Origin of the sequence: Blautia luti (assembly GCF_013304735.1) — a bacterium.
Classification (GTDB): domain Bacteria; phylum Bacillota; class Clostridia; order Lachnospirales; family Lachnospiraceae; genus Blautia_A.
This window is the reverse complement of sequence record NZ_JAAITI010000020.1, coordinates 25,591-42,060: the sequence shown is the minus strand read 5'-3', so window position 1 is coordinate 42,060 and position 16,470 is coordinate 25,591. Positions and strand designations below refer to the sequence as shown.

Below are 16,470 nucleotides of genomic sequence, written 5' to 3'. Positions count from 1 at the left end.
CCTTATTATGCCGGTCAATAGGCTTGATTATGCTGATTTTTTAAGAAGACTTGAATGCCATCCTTGTATCATTAACTGAATCAAATTATAATATAGGTGGATAATTTTTTGAAAAAATCTGTCCGCTGTAACATTTCGCGGACATTTGTATGTTATACTATTTGTCAAAGCAAAGGAAGTGAGGATATATGAAGCAAATTTTAATTGTCGAGGACGACAGTTTTTTGAATAAGATGTTAGCCTATAACCTGACCGCAGACGGTTACGGAGTGACTTCCGCCCTAAATGCCAGAACCGCAGCCGATGTCATCTGTCAGTTGGAATTTGATCTAGTGCTGCTGGACATCAACCTGCCGGACGGAAACGGTTTTGAGTTATGCAAGCTGATAAAGCCTCGATACCCGGACACCATCGTAATTTTCCTGACTGCCAATGATCAGGAGAGCGACCAGATACGAGGCTATGAGGTGGGTGCGGTGGACTACATCACAAAGCCCTTTGTAATCGGAGCTTTGCAGCGAAAAATCAAAGCCATGTTCGCCATGCTGGAACACCACAAACCGGCCAAGGACATTTACGACGACGGGCGGCTGTTTCTGGACTTCTCGGAGCAGACAGCTTCCCTGAATGGTAAACCCCTGAACCTATCCCCGATGGAGTACAAAATGCTGAATCTATTCCGTAAAAATCCTCGGCAAGTACTAACCCGTGGACAGCTTTTGGAAAAGCTATGGGATATAGACGAGAAGTTTGTGGATGAACATACCCTAACAACCTCTATCAGCCGGATTCGCAGCAAAATCGAATCTGACGGCGGTGCGCCCTACATCAAGACTGTTTACGGTATGGGATATCAATGGACGGGAGGCGATGTAAAATGAAGTTTAAGAACCTCTCGGTAAAGCAGCTATTTAGTTGGATTATGGTAGGACAGGCAGTTTCGATAATAGTCATTACTCTGACCATATTCATTTTTACGAAACAAACATCTGTATTGCTGGCTGGAATATTGTTGTTGCTATGTACATTTATATGGTTTGTGGTTTGCGCACAAATACTTGCAAAAAGATTGGTATCCTTTACCTCTGATTTGTGCAGAACAATCGACAGCATGATTAGTGGAAATGAAGAACCGATGCTATTAGAAGAACAGGAAACTCAGTTTGCTCGCATTAGCCATCGGTTGTCCCGATTGTATCAAATCATGCAGGAGAACCGTCGTCGGGTGGATGAGGAACGGCGGGAATTACAGACCCTTGTATCGGACATTTCCCATCAGGTAAAAACTCCGGTCAGCAATCTAAAAATGGCGACGGATACCTTGCTGGAAAAGCCTATGGCCGAAGCGGAGCGCACCGACTTTATCCGGGGAATCCGCAGCCAGACGGATAAGCTGGACTTTCTCTTTCAGGCCCTTGTGAAAACTTCCCGTCTGGAAACGGGCGTGATCCAGTTGGATAAGGAAATGGGCCGCCTTTTTGATACTGTGGCACAAGCCATGAGCGGGATCGTGTATGCAGCGGAGAAAAAGGAAATCTCCGTGACCGTGGACTGCCCGGAAGATTTAACCGTCTCCCATGACAGCAAGTGGACATCGGAAGCCCTCTTTAACCTGCTGGACAATGCGGTGAAGTACACCTCGGCAGGCGGGAAAATCGCTGTGTCGGTGGTGCTGTGGGAAATGTATGTGGAGATCAAAGTGACCGACACCGGAAAGGGCATTTCCGAAAGCAATCAGGCTGCCATCTTTCGGCGCTTCTATCGAGAGGAAGAAGTACACGAACAGCAGGGCGTGGGTATTGGCCTGTATCTGGCCCGTGAAATCGTAACACGGCAGGGCGGTTATATCAAAGTGGTTTCGGAGCTGGGCAAGGGTTCGGCATTTTCCATTATGCTGCCTACAAAATAGAACGCGGCGGACGGCCATTTCTGGCTGCCCGCCGTAAATTTTTTTGAAATGTCCGAGCGTTGTAACATTTCACCCCGATTTTCAATGAGATTTTTTGGCCGCTGTAACATTTCGCGGACATTTGTGGTTTATAATGACATTATCAATACAAAGGAAGCCTTGAAAGGAGTTTTGAATATGAGCGTTTTACAGACGATTGACCTGAAAAAGTATTACGGTGCAGAGCCGAATATTACTCGTGCCCTTGATGGAGTTAATATTTCTGTGGAGGATGGAGAGTTTGTGGCTATTGTTGGAACTTCCGGCAGTGGCAAGTCCACCCTTCTTCACATGATGGGCGGACTGGATACCCCTACCAGTGGAACTATAATTGTCAGGGGTGAAGAACTGGCAAAGAAGAACGACGAGCAGCTTACCATCTTCCGACGCCGAAATATAGGTTTTATTTTTCAAAATTATAATCTTGTTCCAATGCTGAATGTCTATGAAAATATCGTTTTACCTGTGGAATTGGATGGAGATATTGTAGATCAGAAGTTTATGGATAATGTTGTAATGATGCTGGGGTTGGAAGATAAACTGAATAATATGCCGAACAATCTTTCCGGCGGCCAGCAGCAGCGTGTAGCAATCGCCCGCGCATTGATTACAAAACCAGCTATCGTACTGGCCGACGAGCCTACCGGAGGGGTTCAGTTAGTAGTATAACAATCACAAAAAAATAATATGAATGTTTTTGTCATGGTCAACACGGATTTCCTTGACAATGGAACGCCACAATTCACGCCTCTCCGGTATAGACAAAGAATCATACACACTTTCAAAATCCATTTTCAAAAAGTTTTTCAAATACGATAAATCCTTGACAGGTCGGGAATCCTCTGCATTTATTTTCTCAAGCTGCATCAGCAGTTTTTCTCTATCAAGTTTGAACTCGTCCATTGTTATGAGGTCGTTCAAATACAGGTCTTTCAATTTCTGCATTTTTCCCTCAACACTCCGGCGTTTGGCATCGGTACGCAATGCCGGAAGATTTGCAACCTCGTATTCTGCAATATAGTTTTCCAGTTCCGGACGGATGCGTTCAAGGAGCATCTTTTCAAGGGTTGTCTCAAAGACGAGTTTTCGGTTCGGGCAGCGGTGCAGGTTCACACCCTGTCGGCAGCGGTACACACTGTATTTATATACGATTTGTGTTCCATCAGCACGGACACGACCTTTTGCACGTTGCTGACATCCGCTCATGATATGGTCGCAGTCATCACACACAACGAGACCGCTGAAAATATAATCGTGCTTTTTCCCGCTCTTGATGTTGATTTTGAGAAGTCTCTGCACATCAAAGAAAAGGTCACGGTCGATGATTGCAGGACAATAATTTTTATTATCACGAAACTCACCGATGTATTTCGTATTTGTGAGCATATTTTTGAGACTGGCAGCAGAACGGACAAGTCCGAACTCACTCTCCATGTACCGGAGTGTCATGCTCAAGTTTCCGGTCTTGCGGTAGTATTGGAAGATAGCAACGGCGGTCGGAGCATCGTCATCCGGTACAAGGTGTTTATTTACAATCGTATATCCGAGAGGAGTTGAGCCGGAGAGAACCTCCCCGTTGTCAACCTTGTCATCGAACACACCGAGGATTCGGTCGGAATCATTTTGAGCCTCAAGCTCTGCCCATATCATTGAGTTATTAACGAAAGCACGACCGTGAGGGGTTGAGGTGTCAAAATAAGGCTGCTCAATGGCAGTCCATGAAACACCGTGCTTGTCAAGAATGTCCTGCGTGTTCAGATAATGACGGAGGTTTCTGAACCAACGGTCAAGACGGGTGAAAATAATGAGGTCAATTCTACCTGCACGGACATCATCAATGAGGCGTTGAAAGTCGTCTCGTTTCAATTTCTGTCCGGAGATTCCGTCATCAATGTATGTGTCAACGAGAATCATGTTCTCGTGACTGTCTATGTATTTTTGCCCTGTTGCTAATTGGTCACGCATGGAATCTCCGTCCTTGACCTGCTTGTCGGTCGAAACACGGATATAGATTGCCACACGGAGCAGGATTTTCTCAACAGGAGCGGTTGTTTTACGTCGCATTTTATCAACTCCATTCAAAAAAAGGTATAAAAATAAAACCTATGCACAAGCACGGTTTTATGATAAAATGAGACTTGCGGGGTGACATTTTATCGCCGTGCTTATACGGAGGTATATGTTATCTAAAGAGCGGTTTCCATTGGCGTGGAGGCTGCTCTTTTTTATTTACATTTCTATTCGTTCAAATGACGTTCTTTGACGATTTTTCTATATTTGCGACCGATAATGACGCAAATCACACCAACGGCAACAGCCACGATTCCACCAACAGGAACAGCAAGCAGCAGGAGCAATCCTAAAAGTGCAAGGATAACACCGAGAACAATCATGAGCGTTCCGCAAACATTATACATGCGGTCGGAGTATTCCTTTTTCTGCGGAACGGCATGAGGAACATTCGCAGCAGATTTTTGAGTTGTCGATGCTGCCTCTTTTACAAGGTCAGATACACCGACGGTCGTTCTGTTATAAACTGCGTTGTATGCTGCCTTTTTCGGGTCGTTGACGATTCCCATTCCCTTTTTACCATAAAGGGGATTGACCGCCTTTTTGACCTGCCGTTTGACTTTTCCAGTTGTTCGTGCCTTGATGCTTTTTTTGACATTTGGTTTCCGGACACCGTATTTCATGAACGCACCTCCATTTCTATAACTTTTCGTTCTGTACACTTTCCTTGAGAAAGGAGGTGTGCAGGATGAAAATTCTCGTTTGGGAAATGAGAACCTCAAAAGGGTTCACATTGATGGAGTTATCGAAGAAATCCGGAATCGGAAAATCTACGATAAACAACATCGAAAACGGTAAGGTGTCGCCGACATTATTTCAGCTTGAAATGATAGCGATTGCATTAGGCGTGAAAATCACCGACCTGTTTGAATCCGAATACAAATAATTGTATCACATTGCAGCGGGATTCCGGCAGCAGGAGGAACGATTTCCACGATTATGGAAATCAACCTCGATATTTCCACAATGATGGAAATATATGATACACTGTAATCGGAAAGGGGGTGTTCCCCTTGAATTACAAAGAGGCTATTGTTGAAATAGTCGGGAAGATACAAAACGAACGCATCCTCAAGAGGATATATAAATTCGTGGCGTATCTGTACACCCATGAGGCTGACAGTTGAAAAGACTGTCAGTCTTTTTCTTTATTATTTTGTGTGAACTCAATCGCTTTTTTCATTAAGCGGTCGAGTGCTGCGATGTCATCATCGCTCAATTCAAGCATGAATTTGAAAAGGTTTTTTCGTGCCTCGTCCTCACCCGCCATGATGCGGTCAATGCGTTCGATGAAATCATCGTCCGTGTCAATGAACATTTCTCCCTCACCAGTGGTCAACCACATATAATCAACGCTGAACTCACGGCAGATAGATTTTGTCATTTGTTCGGTTAGGTTACGATTTCCGTTTTCTATATTAGACATTGAACCTCTTGTCACTCCGATACGTTCACCGAATTTCTCAAGAGTGAGACCGAGCGTCTTTCTTATTTCCTTTACACGCTCATTTTGTGTCATGCGAACACCTCCTTTTTATGAATCATAACACCCGTTGAAATAAAATGCAATAAAAAAGTATTCAAAGAATACAAAAAACTATTGACAAAGTTGTCAAAGACGCATATTATGTATTCAAGGACAACAACAAGGAGGTGAAAAGAAATGCCAAAACATGAAATTTCAAACGTAAGAACACGGGGAACTGGGGCGATTGAAAAACTCATTTTCTACAAAACGGAGGTTTCCGAACACCAAGAGATTAGAGTGAGAGCGGAATTCGAGGGAGACCCCGAACCGGAGCAAATCAAGCAGATTTCAGAGGTTGTCAAAAAGGCAGCGGAAGAAATAGGAAAGATTGTGGAGGAGTGGTGAAACACTCCTCCGAGAAAATCATTTCAAAGTGCGAATGTGTTGTGCAAAATCTTGTGTTTCAACACATGCCTTGATAGCTGATGCGAGAAGACGTTCAAATTCTTCTTTTGATAAATCAGAAACTTTTGAAAATTTGATGTCGCTATTTTCAAACGCACTTGCAATCGCACTTTTGAAAGTGTCATGATGAACCGCCATGTTGTCACCTCCTGTCATTTTGAAATGGTCGCACATTTATTATATGGCAGGAGATGCAACAGGACAAGCAAGAACAGGAGGAACGGAAATGAGCAGAGTAGAGGAGTTGAATCAGTACATACAAGAGTTATTTGATTATTGGGATGGAAAAAACGATGATTTTGAACCTATTCCGATACCGAAAGAAGTCGACGACGAAATGCAGAGAGATTCATTTTATTAAAGCCGAAACGGGGCAACAGTCGCCCCGTCAGCGTCCGGATGGCGACCGACGCTCTGACGATGGCAAGCCGAGAGACAGCGTCAGCGATACCGTGGGAAACATGGCAGCGGGTGGACTTGCTAAAAGGTTCACGGTTGGTCAACAGGTTTTCAATGATTTTTTAAGGTGAAAAGTCATAACACGGTAGACATAGCCGGAAAGCAGGTGGACGGGATGCAGAGACCGAGAGAACCACCAGTGCAGGAAATCACATAAAACACTATCAACAGAGGAGGTGTTGAATCATGACGAGAAACGAGAAAAAGACGGCAATCGAGAACATGGCAGAAAGATTCATGAATATTTCCGACCTTGAGGGAAAATCAATGGCAATCATGGTCATGTCTGCATACGCAGAGGGCAAGGCAGCAGGAAAAGTCGAGGAGCGTCGCAGATGGGAACAGAAAGAGGCGGTTGCAACGACCGCCTAACCGAACACGAAAACAACAGGCAAGAGCCTTTTTAATAGATTGGAGGTGCAGCAGGTGAGTGAACAGAACATCAAGAAATTTTATGAGACATTAGCGAGAATCATTTCTGAACGTGAGCAGGTGAAAATCACCGTGAGCGTCTCAAAGAAAGAAAAAGCAGCATAAAGACAAAAAAACGGATGACCGCTGCGAACGGTCATCCGTGTGTCAATCGGTGTCGATTGATATGTTTCAAACTAAGAATATTATATCAAATCTGACACGAAAAAGCAACTCAAAAACGACCGGAAAGGTCGGGAAAACAAAGGGTTTTCGGAGGTTTTGTCGTCCTTGTAATAGATAATAACAAGTCTACGAAAACATAACAGGAGGCATGTGTCAGATGGCAAGAAAAAGAGGGATGCAATATATCCCGTATGACTATGAGGCAGCATATAACAAAGCGATGGAGGACATGCATGAGTGGTTCATTGAGAACCTGTTCCAACATCGAAAGAAAGTTATATATGCACTGAAAGAGATAACAGCAGGAGACCAGTTTGAAATTGAGATATATCCGCAGTTCCGGAGCATGGATGAAGTACCTCCGGAGGGGAGGACAATCAAGAAAGACAACAACAAGGCTCAAAAGAATCTGAATGATAAGAACGCACGGAAATATGTTGAGAGGCTAATCAACGAGAATTTCAGTGACCGTGATATTTGGATGACATTGACCTATGATGACGAGCATCTCCCACCGGACGGGGATGTGGATGCAGCAATCAAGAATGTGCAAAAGTACATCCGACGCATCAACTATCAGAGAAAAAAGAGAGGTCTCCCGAATGCAAAATATGTCTATGTGACCGCATACAATCCGGATGCGGAAATCAGATGGCATCATCACATTGTCATGGATGGTGCGTTAGACATGGAGACAGTTGAATCATGTTGGAAACAGTCAAGCAGGAATGAGGTTCGCAGGTTGCAGACAGACGAAAACGGTTTGTCCGGCATGGCGAACTATATCGTTGAAGAAAAGAACCGTGTTCCGTCAGAAAAGAGATGGAACAGTTCACAGGGATTGAGAGACCCACGAATCAAGGTTGTTCATTCCAAACGTCCGGCAGCAGGAGGCAGTTATAAAAAAATAGGCTCATTCGTTGACAAGATGGTCAAGGACAGGGATTCCATTCCGGAGATACTGAAAAAGTGGTATCCGGACATGGATTTCACGAATGCAAAAGTGTACTACAACGATTTTAATTGCATGTTTTACATACATGCACGAATGCGGAAAAGGAGGTCGACAGGTGAAAAGACGGATAAGACGGATAAGACGGGCATTGAAAAGAGCAGGTTTGTATAATGCGTTTCACATCACATTGATTGCGGTATTACTGACGGGATTTTGCGTGATATTGTTCAATGTCAAAGAACCGGAGCAGCAGGAGAAAGAGCCGGAGGAGATACAAGCGGAAGTGATGCAGAATCCGGAGACGATGACACAGACAGCAGAGAACATCGAGGACAAATACAAGGTATTTGACACCATGTCCGAGGACTGGGGGAGTGATGACCTTGAGGGATTCGTGTTCTATGACTTGCCGGAGCAGTATGCAGACAAAGGCTATTTTCCGGAGAAAATGCAGATATACACAAGATGTCTATGCAAGCAATATGACGTTCCATATGCCCTTGTATTGGCAATCATAGAGCAAGAATCCGGATATGAGTTCGACAAAACCGGAGACGGCGGGCAGTCAAAGGGATATATGCAGATATATGAGAAATGGCACACCGACCGGATGCAGAATCTAGGATGCACCGACCTTATGAACCCATATCAAAACGTGAGGGTCGGGATTGATTTCCTCTCATACCTGCTCAAGAAATACGGCACGATTCAAGATACACTTGCAGCGTACAACTACGGTGAAAAAGGTGCAAGGGAATATTTGTGGAGCAACGGCGTGTATGTATATTCATACAACACGGCAATCATGCAGAGAATGAAAGAGATTGAGGAGGTGGTCGGGAAATGAGGTTTGACTGGAAACCGGAATCGAAAGAGAGGTATTTCCGAAAAGCAACGGCAGCAGTCAAGGCAGCGGGATTCGATGACATCCTGCGGGTAGACAGAGACCAGTTTTCCGTCATCAAAGGAACGGTCAAGGTACATTTCAAGCCGATTTCAAGAGATGGAAAAACACGCCGATGGTGGGAGGCAAAGAGAACGATTGAGAATATGCATGAAGTACCTCCGGCAAAAGACCAGTTCGGCAGGAAACACAAGAGCATTTTCATTCACGCCTACATGATTTTAGAAATGGAGGAGCAGGACAGATGAAAATGAGAGAAGTCGCAGAGAGATTCAGACATATGCTCAAAGTCAAGGATTGCAGACATTTATGTCTGACATGTGAATATTACGAAATATGCAAAAGAGAGGTGAATGCAGATGAATATGAAATACGCAATGAGAAGTGAGGACACAGAGCAAATCAATGTCGTGCTGTGGGCGAATTGGAATGTGAACCGTTATCCGGAATTGAGGTGGTTGTTCCATGTACCGAACGGAGGCAGCAGAAACAAGCAGGAGGCAGTCAAATTCAAACAGATGGGTGTCAAGGCGGGTGTTTCTGATTTGTGCCTACCATATCCGAAAGGCTCATACTGCGGATTGTTCGTTGAAATGAAATTCGGAAATAACAGGCAGCAGGACACACAAAAAGAGTTCCTTGCAGACATGGCAGCAGCAGGACATTTTGTCGCAACCTGCTATTCAGCAGAGGAGGCAATCAAAGTCATTGAGGAATATTTGAATCTTGCGTTGTGTTATTGTCCGGAGGAGGATTTCAACAACAAAATGAGCATCCCGAACAACAGCATCCTCAAGGACGGGAAAGTCAAGGGAGGCAGGTCATGACACTTGCAGATTTACTCAACACATTAGAGAGTGCGGACATGCTGCGAATCATCAAGGGAGACGAGGAAATATTCGTCGGGTATCTTGCATTATTTGCACCGGAGGTCGGTCACACGAACTGCAAACTCTATGAACAGTATAAATTTGACGAGGTTGTGAAATTCAGAGCAGTTCCGGAGATTACTCACAGGAAGTGGAAAGAATTGAACCTCATGTCACCACTGCGACCGGACGAAACGCCGGATTTCAAGTTTCAAGAATTGCAAATGAAATTGTATTACACGATTTATATATAACAGGATAATAACAGGAGGAAAAAAGACATGAAAATCATTGCAGTAATGTCACCAAAAGGAGGAATCGGGAAAACAACGACATCCGATTCAATCGCCTATATGTTAGGCGAGGAACAGGAAAAGAGAGTGCTTGTGTTAGATGGAGACCCGCAGGGAGACACATCAAAGACGTTCGGAGTGTATGAACCGGACGGAATCGGAATGAGCGAATTACTTGAGAAACATGAGTGCGTCGGAGGCACATATAAAACAGGCGACTTGATTCGTCCGACAGAGTATTCACACGTTGACATCATTCCGGCGAATGGTTATCTCATGAAAACGGACATGAATTTACTGCTCAAGTCGGAGGATAATCAAGTCACACGATTGCGTGAGGCGTTGGAGGAGGTCTCCGATGCATATGATTATTGCGTTTGTGACTGCGGGCGATTGCTTGACATGGTAGTCATTAACATTCTGATTGCAGCAGAACTCATTATTGCTCCGGTAAAGGTCGGGGGATATGAAATCGAGGCATTGCAGAACCTTGAGGAGCAGATTGAGGACTTGAGAGACATCAATCCGGATTTGAGAATCAAGGCACTCATGACCATGCGACAGAAAAACAAGACCTCTCTTGAGGTTGAGGAGTGGTTGAAAGCAGAATCCGGATTTGACATGTTTGCCACACCGATTCGTCGTTCTATCATCGCAGAGAAATCTACAACGGCAATGATACCACTCCCGAAATTTTCAAAGCGTGGGATTGTGTCTCAAGATTACAGATGCGTTGTGCATGAGTTACTCACGGAAATGGAGGGGTAGACGTGGCAGGAATGAGAGCGGTGCATAAAAAGAACGGAACAACATTCAAGTATAGCGGAGATTTGAAAGAGACCATCGAAAAGGCAGAAAAAGAATTGAAAGAGAAAGAGGGAACAACACAATGGCTTTTTCTTAAATGGCAGTACGACAATGCACGGAAAGCGTTTGAGAAGTACAACCGCAGACTGGAAGATTTGAAAGATTTCATAAAACTGGCAAAAGAAGAACTTGCAAAAAGAGAGGAGGCAGCAGGGCATGAGCGAGACAATACAAATTCTTGAATTGTTCGGAGGGATTGGGTCGCCTCGATGTGCCTTGAGAAATTTGAACATTCCAACGAAAGCAATCGACTATGTGGAAATCAATGAAAAGGCGGTGCGTTCGTACAATTCAATGTTCCGTGAGGAATTGGCATATAAAACACAAACGGTTGTCGGATGGAATCTGAAACCGGACATTCTGATTCACGGTTCGCCCTGTCAAGATATGAGCATTGCAGGACATCAAGGAAAAGCCACAGGCGAGGGCAGAATCAACAGAGGAAAAGGTTCAGACGAGGGGAGCGGAACACGTTCCTCCCTCATGTGGGAGACAATACATATCATTGAGAACATGGGCGAATGGCGACCTCGTTATGTAATATGGGAAAATGTGAAGAATGTGAAATCAAAGTACATGAGACCGAATTTTGACAGATACATGGTTGAAATGGAGCGGTTAGGATATACGAATAATTTCGAGGTACTGGATGCAAGAGAGTTCGGATTGCCACAGGCAAGAGAGCGAGTGTTCACGGTTTCTGTTCTGAATGGAGAAAGATTTGAGTTCGATGACCTTATAAGAACACCGATGCGAAATTTGCAGGAATTTCTTGCTCTCATGATTTCCTTACAGTTGGATAATGGCATCAAGACAGCAAAAGAGTATTACAAGACCATCAAGGAGCAGCAGGAGGAAATCGACAGTCTCAAGAAAGAAATTGAGATGTTGCAGCAGGAGCATGAGGACACAATCGCAGAGATTGAACAGGATGCAGCAGTCTATGTTGAGGAAAACAAGAAGATTGCAAACATGACACAGACAGAGGACACAATCAGATTGCAGACTGAAAGAGACACATACAAGACCATGTATGAACAGTTACTCAACAGATTAGTGAATGGAGGAGCAGCATGAACAAAAGCGAGTTAAAGGCAATATTTATCAATGCAAAGGCAACAGATGCAAAATACATCGGCGTGAGCATTCAGACAGAGGGCAGCAGTCAACCGGAAATCATCATCAATCCGAATCCGAATTTTGATGCGAAATTTGACTACTACATGGAGGCATACGACGACGATTTGATTCTGATTGCAGCAAAGGGCAAAAAGGACATCAGAATTACGGCAGCAGGGCAAGGAAACCGTTTCGAGGATATTGAATGTCAGCTATTAGGAGAGCGGGGCAAGGGTTGGAAAGAACTCATTGCAGGAGCGATTGACAATGCGTATGAGAAAATGATTGAAAACACGCCTCCAACGACAGAGGAGGAACGGACACACTGCGAAATGATAAAAGAGGCAGTCAAGGGAATGTTCATCAATGAGAGCAGGACGGCAGCAGAGGCAGAGTTCATCAAGACACACATTGTCGACTATGAGAAAATATTCGATGTGTGCATGAATGGTGATGACCTTGAGTTCAAAAAAGGACTTGTCAGATTGCAGAAAATGCAAAATGAATATGTTATGCAGCGGGAAAATGACTGATAGAGAAAAAGAGGCGTTCATCGGCGGGATAGAATTTGCGAGAGACTGGAATCTCGACATCCCGCCGGATGATTTGCGTTTATACGAGAGATTGATTCAAGAAAGGACAAAAAAAGAGAATGAACAAAGTCATATTGATGGGTAGGCTCACAAGAGACCAGAATGTAAGATATACACAGCAGAACGGTTCACAGGAATCCATGTGTGTGGCACGTTATACACTGGCAGTCGACCGGAGAGGTGCAAGAGACGGGCAACAGTCGGCAGATTTTATCTCATGCGTGGCATTTGGGAAAAACGGCGAGTTTGCGGAAAAATATCTGAAACAGGGAACAAAAATTGTTGTTACTGGCAGGATTCAGACAGGCTCATATACCAACAGAGACGGGCAAAAGGTATATACGACGGATGTTGTGATTGAGGAACAGGAATTTGCAGAAAGTAAGAAAGCAGCAGGAGAACAGGCAGAAAACGCCGGATATACAGACACAGGAGACGGATTCATGAGTATTCCGGACGGCATCGACGGCGATTTGCCTTTTATGTAAGCGAAAAGGAGGGTTGTGATAATATGGGAATCTTAAAAGGCATAATTGACAGATTTCGGGCGATGGGAAAGACAGAAAATGAGATTTTGAGCATCGTTGAGGCAGCAGCGGACAAGGCGACAGTGAATCCGGATGTTGCAAAGAATGAAAATCCACAAAAACCGGAAATCAAGATTGAAACAACAGCAGAGGCGTTCGTTGAGGCAGTTTTGCAAATGGGAACGACTTTGCAACAGGCAAAAACGGCAATTTTGAAAATGAGCAGTTTGAGAGATGCGGAAAACCGCAAAAACACGAATAACTGGCGTAAAATGCACGGTCTGCCTATGAGAAGAAAGCAGAAAGCGAGGAAAAAGCATGAAAGAGGAAAAGGAGCAGACGGTCATTGAAAAAACCTTGCTATATCTTGAGAATTATCGTGAAATGGAACGATATATCAATGAGGCGGTATCAGAGACCTCTCAAGTGCCGGATATAGGCAAATACAACATATCAGCGGAAAAGGCATTCCTGCAATCGGTCAGAGAGTGCCGTGCAGAGACGGTCATTCTGTTTGAACATTTGAAAAAGGCTCTTGCATCGCTCAAGGAAGATGCAGAGGCAGCAGGTGAGGGGTATAAATACGACGCTCTTGAGGCGGTCTATATAAAGGGCATATGTCGAGCATGAGTTGCTCACATGCAATCCGGTTCACCATATCATTGAACTTGAGGACGACTGGGAACAGCGTTTGAATCCGTTCAACCTCATACCTCTCAACCATAAGACACACAACACAATCACTGCTTTATATAAGCAGAGCAAAGCAAGTATGAGAGCAACACAAAAACAGTTGAGGTCACTGATTGAGTACCACTTTCGAGAGGCAGGGGGATATAAAAAAGTTTTGTGCGATTCGTTTTTAGTCGCACCCCCTCTTTTCCTTGGAGAAAACTCCCCACGGGAATTTCAGTAGAAAGGTATATCCGAAAGAGGTGTCAGAATGTGACACAAAATACTGAAATGCTGACGGAAAGGAGGTTTGTTGCATCATGGCAGGACAGAGACAACCCACAGATTTGGTTGTAATGAACGGGCGAAAACACCTCACAAAAGCAGAAATTGAGGCACGGAAAAACGCCGAGGTCACAGCACCATGCGACAAAGTGAGACCTCCGTCATATTTGACACCGGAACAAAAGAAACAATTCCGGAAGATTGCGAAAGAATTACTCGAAATCAAACTGATTTCAAACCTTGATTGCGATGCATTGGCAAGGCTACTCATTGCACAAACGCAGTACATCGAAATCACGGAACAAATCAGAGAAACTCCATTGATGGAGGATGTTCCAGTCTATGAGACGAGGGAAAATCCGGACACAGGCGAAAAAGAACGTGTGCAGGTCGGTACAAGACAGGTCGTGAACGGAGAAAGAGAACGTCTCATGATAATTCAAGACCGCTGCATGAAACAGTGTAGGCAAGGAGCATCAGATTTCGGACTGACAGTTTCCTCTCGCTGCCGTTTGGTCGTACCGAAACCACAACAGCAAAAGCCGGAGAACAAATTTGCGAAATATGCAAATTAAGGCATGGCAAAAGCAGGAGAAACACAAGACCGCTGCACACAATACGCCCTTGATGTTGTATCGGGCAAGATAACAGCCGGAGAATATGTCCGTCTTGCATGTCAGAGACATCTTGACGACATCGAAAAATCGAAAGCAGCACCATACAAATACTATTTCGACGTTGAAAAGTCGGAGGAAATCATCAATTTCGCAGAGGAATTGACCATTGCAGAGGGTGAGGAAAATGAGCATGTGACGGCATATCCGTTCCAGTGTTTCATTTTAGGGTCACTCAATGGATGGAGAACAAAGGAAAAGTCATACAGACGATTCAGAACATCTTATGTGCAATTAGGACGACAGAACGGAAAATCGTTCATCAATGGTATTTTGGCGTGTTATTACGGCAATTTCGACGGGTACAAGTACGGAAAAATATTTTGTACGGCGACAAAGCAAGACCAGGCAAACATTGTTTTTGACGAGGTCGCAAAATTTATCAATTCCGACGAGGATTTGTCAGAGTGGTTCAAGGTTCACGACCACAACCACACGATTGACTGTCTGCTGACGCATTCGGAAATCAAAGCATTGTCCGGAGATACAAAGTCACTCGACGGACACCGTGCATATTTGGGAATCGTCGACGAGTACCACGCCCACAAAACAAACCAGATGTACAAACTGCTTGAGGGTGGTATCAAGAAACTCAAGTCGGCGTTGATTTCGGTTATTACAACAGCAGGATTCGACCTCAAGTCGCCGTGCTACAAGTTATATGAGTATTGCTGCAATCTACTCAAGGGCGTTTTCGAGAATGACAGTCAATTTGTGTATATCGCACAGATGGACGAACACGACGACAGGTACACGCCGGAAAACTGGATAAAAGCGAACCCGATTCTTGAGTTTGACCGAGACGCACTTGAGAACCTCATTCCGATTGCACACACTGCCCGTGATATGGGCGGGGAGGACTTGAGAGATTTCCTCGTAAAGCAGTTGAATATGTGGATGCAGTGGTCAAATTCGCTGTATATCAAGGACATTGCATCATGGAAAGCATGTGCAGTTTTGAAATCACTCAAGGATTTCAGAGGGTCAAAGTGCTATGTTGGCGTTGACTTGTCATCCGGAGGAGACTTGACATCAATCGCAATCGTGATTCCGTTCATGGTGGAGGACACGAAAAAATATTTTGTTCACACACATTCGTTCATCCCGTCCTCAAGGGTGGATGAACACATCAAGACTGACAAAGTACCATACGACGTATGGATTGAAAAAGGTCTTGTGACGGTAACGGAAACACTGGGAGGAATCAAGACAGATTACAAATACATCATCAGATACCTTGAGGATTTAGTGAGGGAATACAACCTCAAACCGCAGTTGATTTGTTACGACCCGCACAACGCATCGGCGTTCCTGTCAGACCTTGAGGCGATGGGATTCGATTCAATCTCTGTCACACAGACAGCAAAAGAATTGAACGATGCGACCGTTGATTTCAGACTTGAGATTCTTGCGGGCAATGTGGAGATTGAGGGAATGGAAGTCGGAAAAGAGGGCAACAAGATAGTTGTTCCGGTTGACAGCCTGCTTGTTTGGTCGATTGCGAATGCAAAGACCATTTCAAACAATTACGGTGAAATAAAGATTGACAAAGACATTACGACAGAACGAATCGACCCGATTGACGCTATCATCGACGCATGGAAACACGCAATGAAAGAGGAATACCGTCCGGATGTGAATGAAACTGTCAATGAATGGCTTGAGCAATATGAAAAATATATGAAGAAAGGCGGTGAGAAATAAA

Annotated in this window: 24 protein-coding genes and 1 pseudogene; 21 read left to right on the top strand and 4 right to left on the bottom strand. The window is 44.4% G+C overall.

Annotated features, from left to right (window positions below):
• The first annotated feature begins 188 nt into the window (after positions 1-188).
• The 3 genes and pseudogenes from G5B06_RS11680 to G5B06_RS11670 form a co-directional block, all read left to right on the top strand.
• Positions 189-881, top strand: a complete 693-nt coding sequence (locus G5B06_RS11680; RefSeq protein WP_117944164.1) for a response regulator transcription factor — start codon at positions 189-191, stop codon at positions 879-881.
• Entirely contained in the window at positions 878-1,909 is a 1,032-nt protein-coding gene (locus tag G5B06_RS11675; RefSeq protein WP_173772113.1) for a sensor histidine kinase, read from the top strand. The genes G5B06_RS11680 and G5B06_RS11675 overlap by 4 nt, the downstream gene beginning before the upstream one ends.
• Before the next feature lie 177 nt (positions 1,910-2,086).
• Positions 2,087-2,602: pseudogene (locus G5B06_RS11670) on the top strand (ABC transporter ATP-binding protein); the annotation flags it as partial.
• Positions 2,603-2,620: 18 nt separating this feature from the next.
• Here G5B06_RS11670 and G5B06_RS11665 read toward each other — a convergent pair.
• Complete coding sequence (locus G5B06_RS11665) at positions 2,621-4,012, bottom strand: recombinase family protein (RefSeq protein ID WP_202030852.1); 1,392 nt, start codon at positions 4,010-4,012, stop codon at positions 2,621-2,623.
• A 173-nt stretch (positions 4,013-4,185) separates the two neighbouring features.
• On the bottom strand, positions 4,186-4,641 hold the full coding sequence (locus G5B06_RS11660) for a hypothetical protein (protein WP_173772074.1): 456 nt from the start codon (positions 4,639-4,641) through the stop codon (positions 4,186-4,188).
• A gap of 65 nt (positions 4,642-4,706) precedes the next feature.
• Between G5B06_RS11660 and G5B06_RS11655 the strand changes: the two genes are divergently transcribed.
• Positions 4,707-4,904, top strand: a complete 198-nt coding sequence (locus tag G5B06_RS11655; RefSeq protein WP_055296883.1) for a helix-turn-helix domain-containing protein — start codon at positions 4,707-4,709, stop codon at positions 4,902-4,904.
• Positions 4,905-5,153: 249 nt separating this feature from the next.
• Here G5B06_RS11655 and G5B06_RS11650 read toward each other — a convergent pair whose 3' ends face one another.
• Positions 5,154-5,537 carry a helix-turn-helix domain-containing protein gene (locus tag G5B06_RS11650; RefSeq protein ID WP_173772111.1) on the bottom strand — a complete coding sequence of 128 codons (384 nt, stop codon included), beginning with the start codon at positions 5,535-5,537 and terminating at the stop codon, positions 5,154-5,156.
• A 144-nt stretch (positions 5,538-5,681) separates the two neighbouring features.
• Here G5B06_RS11650 and G5B06_RS11645 point away from each other — a divergent pair, with 144 nt between their 5' ends.
• Positions 5,682-5,891, top strand: coding sequence for a hypothetical protein (locus tag G5B06_RS11645; RefSeq protein ID WP_173746553.1), 210 nt, complete (start codon positions 5,682-5,684; stop codon positions 5,889-5,891).
• An 18-nt stretch (positions 5,892-5,909) separates the two neighbouring features.
• Here G5B06_RS11645 and G5B06_RS11640 read toward each other — a convergent pair whose 3' ends face one another.
• Positions 5,910-6,089 carry a hypothetical protein gene (locus G5B06_RS11640; protein ID WP_173772109.1) on the bottom strand — a complete coding sequence of 60 codons (180 nt, stop codon included), beginning with the start codon at positions 6,087-6,089 and terminating at the stop codon, positions 5,910-5,912.
• An 88-nt stretch (positions 6,090-6,177) separates the two neighbouring features.
• On the opposite strand from G5B06_RS11640, the gene G5B06_RS19250 reads away from it, so the two are divergent.
• The 16 genes from G5B06_RS19250 to G5B06_RS11565 all read left to right on the top strand — a co-directional run bounded on the left by G5B06_RS19250 (position 6,178) and on the right by G5B06_RS11565 (position 16,469).
• A complete protein-coding gene (locus tag G5B06_RS19250; RefSeq protein WP_256137231.1) occupies positions 6,178-6,312 on the top strand; it encodes a hypothetical protein in 135 nt (44 codons plus the stop codon).
• A 284-nt stretch (positions 6,313-6,596) separates the two neighbouring features.
• The gene (locus tag G5B06_RS11635; RefSeq protein WP_071144226.1) at positions 6,597-6,782 is read left to right on the top strand and encodes a hypothetical protein; all 186 of its coding nucleotides are present in this window, start codon (positions 6,597-6,599) and stop codon (positions 6,780-6,782) included.
• Positions 6,783-7,164: 382 nt separating this feature from the next.
• Positions 7,165-8,133: a rolling circle replication-associated protein gene (locus tag G5B06_RS11630; RefSeq protein WP_244094558.1), complete on the top strand. Its 969-nt coding sequence runs from the start codon at positions 7,165-7,167 to the stop codon at positions 8,131-8,133.
• Positions 8,078-8,809 carry a lytic transglycosylase domain-containing protein gene (locus G5B06_RS11625; protein WP_330606713.1) on the top strand — a complete coding sequence of 244 codons (732 nt, stop codon included), beginning with the start codon at positions 8,078-8,080 and terminating at the stop codon, positions 8,807-8,809. The genes G5B06_RS11630 and G5B06_RS11625 overlap by 56 nt, the downstream gene beginning before the upstream one ends.
• On the top strand, positions 8,806-9,114 hold the full coding sequence (locus tag G5B06_RS11620; protein ID WP_173772103.1) for a hypothetical protein: 309 nt from the start codon (positions 8,806-8,808) through the stop codon (positions 9,112-9,114). Before G5B06_RS11625 ends, G5B06_RS11620 begins: the two co-directional genes overlap by 4 nt.
• A 111-nt stretch (positions 9,115-9,225) precedes the next feature.
• Positions 9,226-9,693, top strand: coding sequence for a VRR-NUC domain-containing protein (locus G5B06_RS11615; RefSeq protein ID WP_173772101.1), 468 nt, complete (start codon positions 9,226-9,228; stop codon positions 9,691-9,693).
• Positions 9,690-9,989: a hypothetical protein gene (locus G5B06_RS11610; RefSeq protein ID WP_173772099.1), complete on the top strand. Its 300-nt coding sequence runs from the start codon at positions 9,690-9,692 to the stop codon at positions 9,987-9,989. The genes G5B06_RS11615 and G5B06_RS11610 overlap by 4 nt, the downstream gene beginning before the upstream one ends.
• 27 nt (positions 9,990-10,016) lie before the next feature.
• A complete protein-coding gene (locus G5B06_RS11605) occupies positions 10,017-10,796 on the top strand; it encodes a ParA family protein (protein WP_173772097.1) in 780 nt (259 codons plus the stop codon).
• 2 nt (positions 10,797-10,798) lie between these two features.
• Positions 10,799-11,077: a hypothetical protein gene (locus G5B06_RS11600; protein ID WP_173772095.1), complete on the top strand. Its 279-nt coding sequence runs from the start codon at positions 10,799-10,801 to the stop codon at positions 11,075-11,077.
• A complete protein-coding gene (dcm, locus tag G5B06_RS11595; protein ID WP_173772093.1) occupies positions 11,052-11,972 on the top strand; it encodes a DNA cytosine methyltransferase in 921 nt (306 codons plus the stop codon). The genes G5B06_RS11600 and dcm overlap by 26 nt, the downstream gene beginning before the upstream one ends.
• On the top strand, positions 11,969-12,547 hold the full coding sequence (locus G5B06_RS11590; RefSeq protein WP_173772091.1) for a hypothetical protein: 579 nt from the start codon (positions 11,969-11,971) through the stop codon (positions 12,545-12,547). Before dcm ends, G5B06_RS11590 begins: the two co-directional genes overlap by 4 nt.
• A 119-nt stretch (positions 12,548-12,666) precedes the next feature.
• A complete protein-coding gene (locus tag G5B06_RS11585) occupies positions 12,667-13,095 on the top strand; it encodes a single-stranded DNA-binding protein (RefSeq protein WP_173772089.1) in 429 nt (142 codons plus the stop codon).
• Positions 13,096-13,118: 23 nt separating this feature from the next.
• On the top strand, positions 13,119-13,484 hold the full coding sequence (locus tag G5B06_RS11580) for a hypothetical protein (RefSeq protein WP_173772087.1): 366 nt from the start codon (positions 13,119-13,121) through the stop codon (positions 13,482-13,484).
• The gene (locus tag G5B06_RS11575; protein WP_244094557.1) at positions 13,453-13,764 is read left to right on the top strand and encodes a hypothetical protein; all 312 of its coding nucleotides are present in this window, start codon (positions 13,453-13,455) and stop codon (positions 13,762-13,764) included. Before G5B06_RS11580 ends, G5B06_RS11575 begins: the two co-directional genes overlap by 32 nt.
• 362 nt (positions 13,765-14,126) lie before the next feature.
• Entirely contained in the window at positions 14,127-14,666 is a 540-nt protein-coding gene (locus G5B06_RS11570; RefSeq protein ID WP_173772085.1) for a phage terminase small subunit P27 family, read from the top strand.
• Between the two features lie 3 nt (positions 14,667-14,669).
• On the top strand, positions 14,670-16,469 hold the full coding sequence (locus G5B06_RS11565) for a terminase large subunit (protein ID WP_117800685.1): 1,800 nt from the start codon (positions 14,670-14,672) through the stop codon (positions 16,467-16,469).
• The last annotated feature ends 1 nt before the right edge of the window (position 16,470 follow it).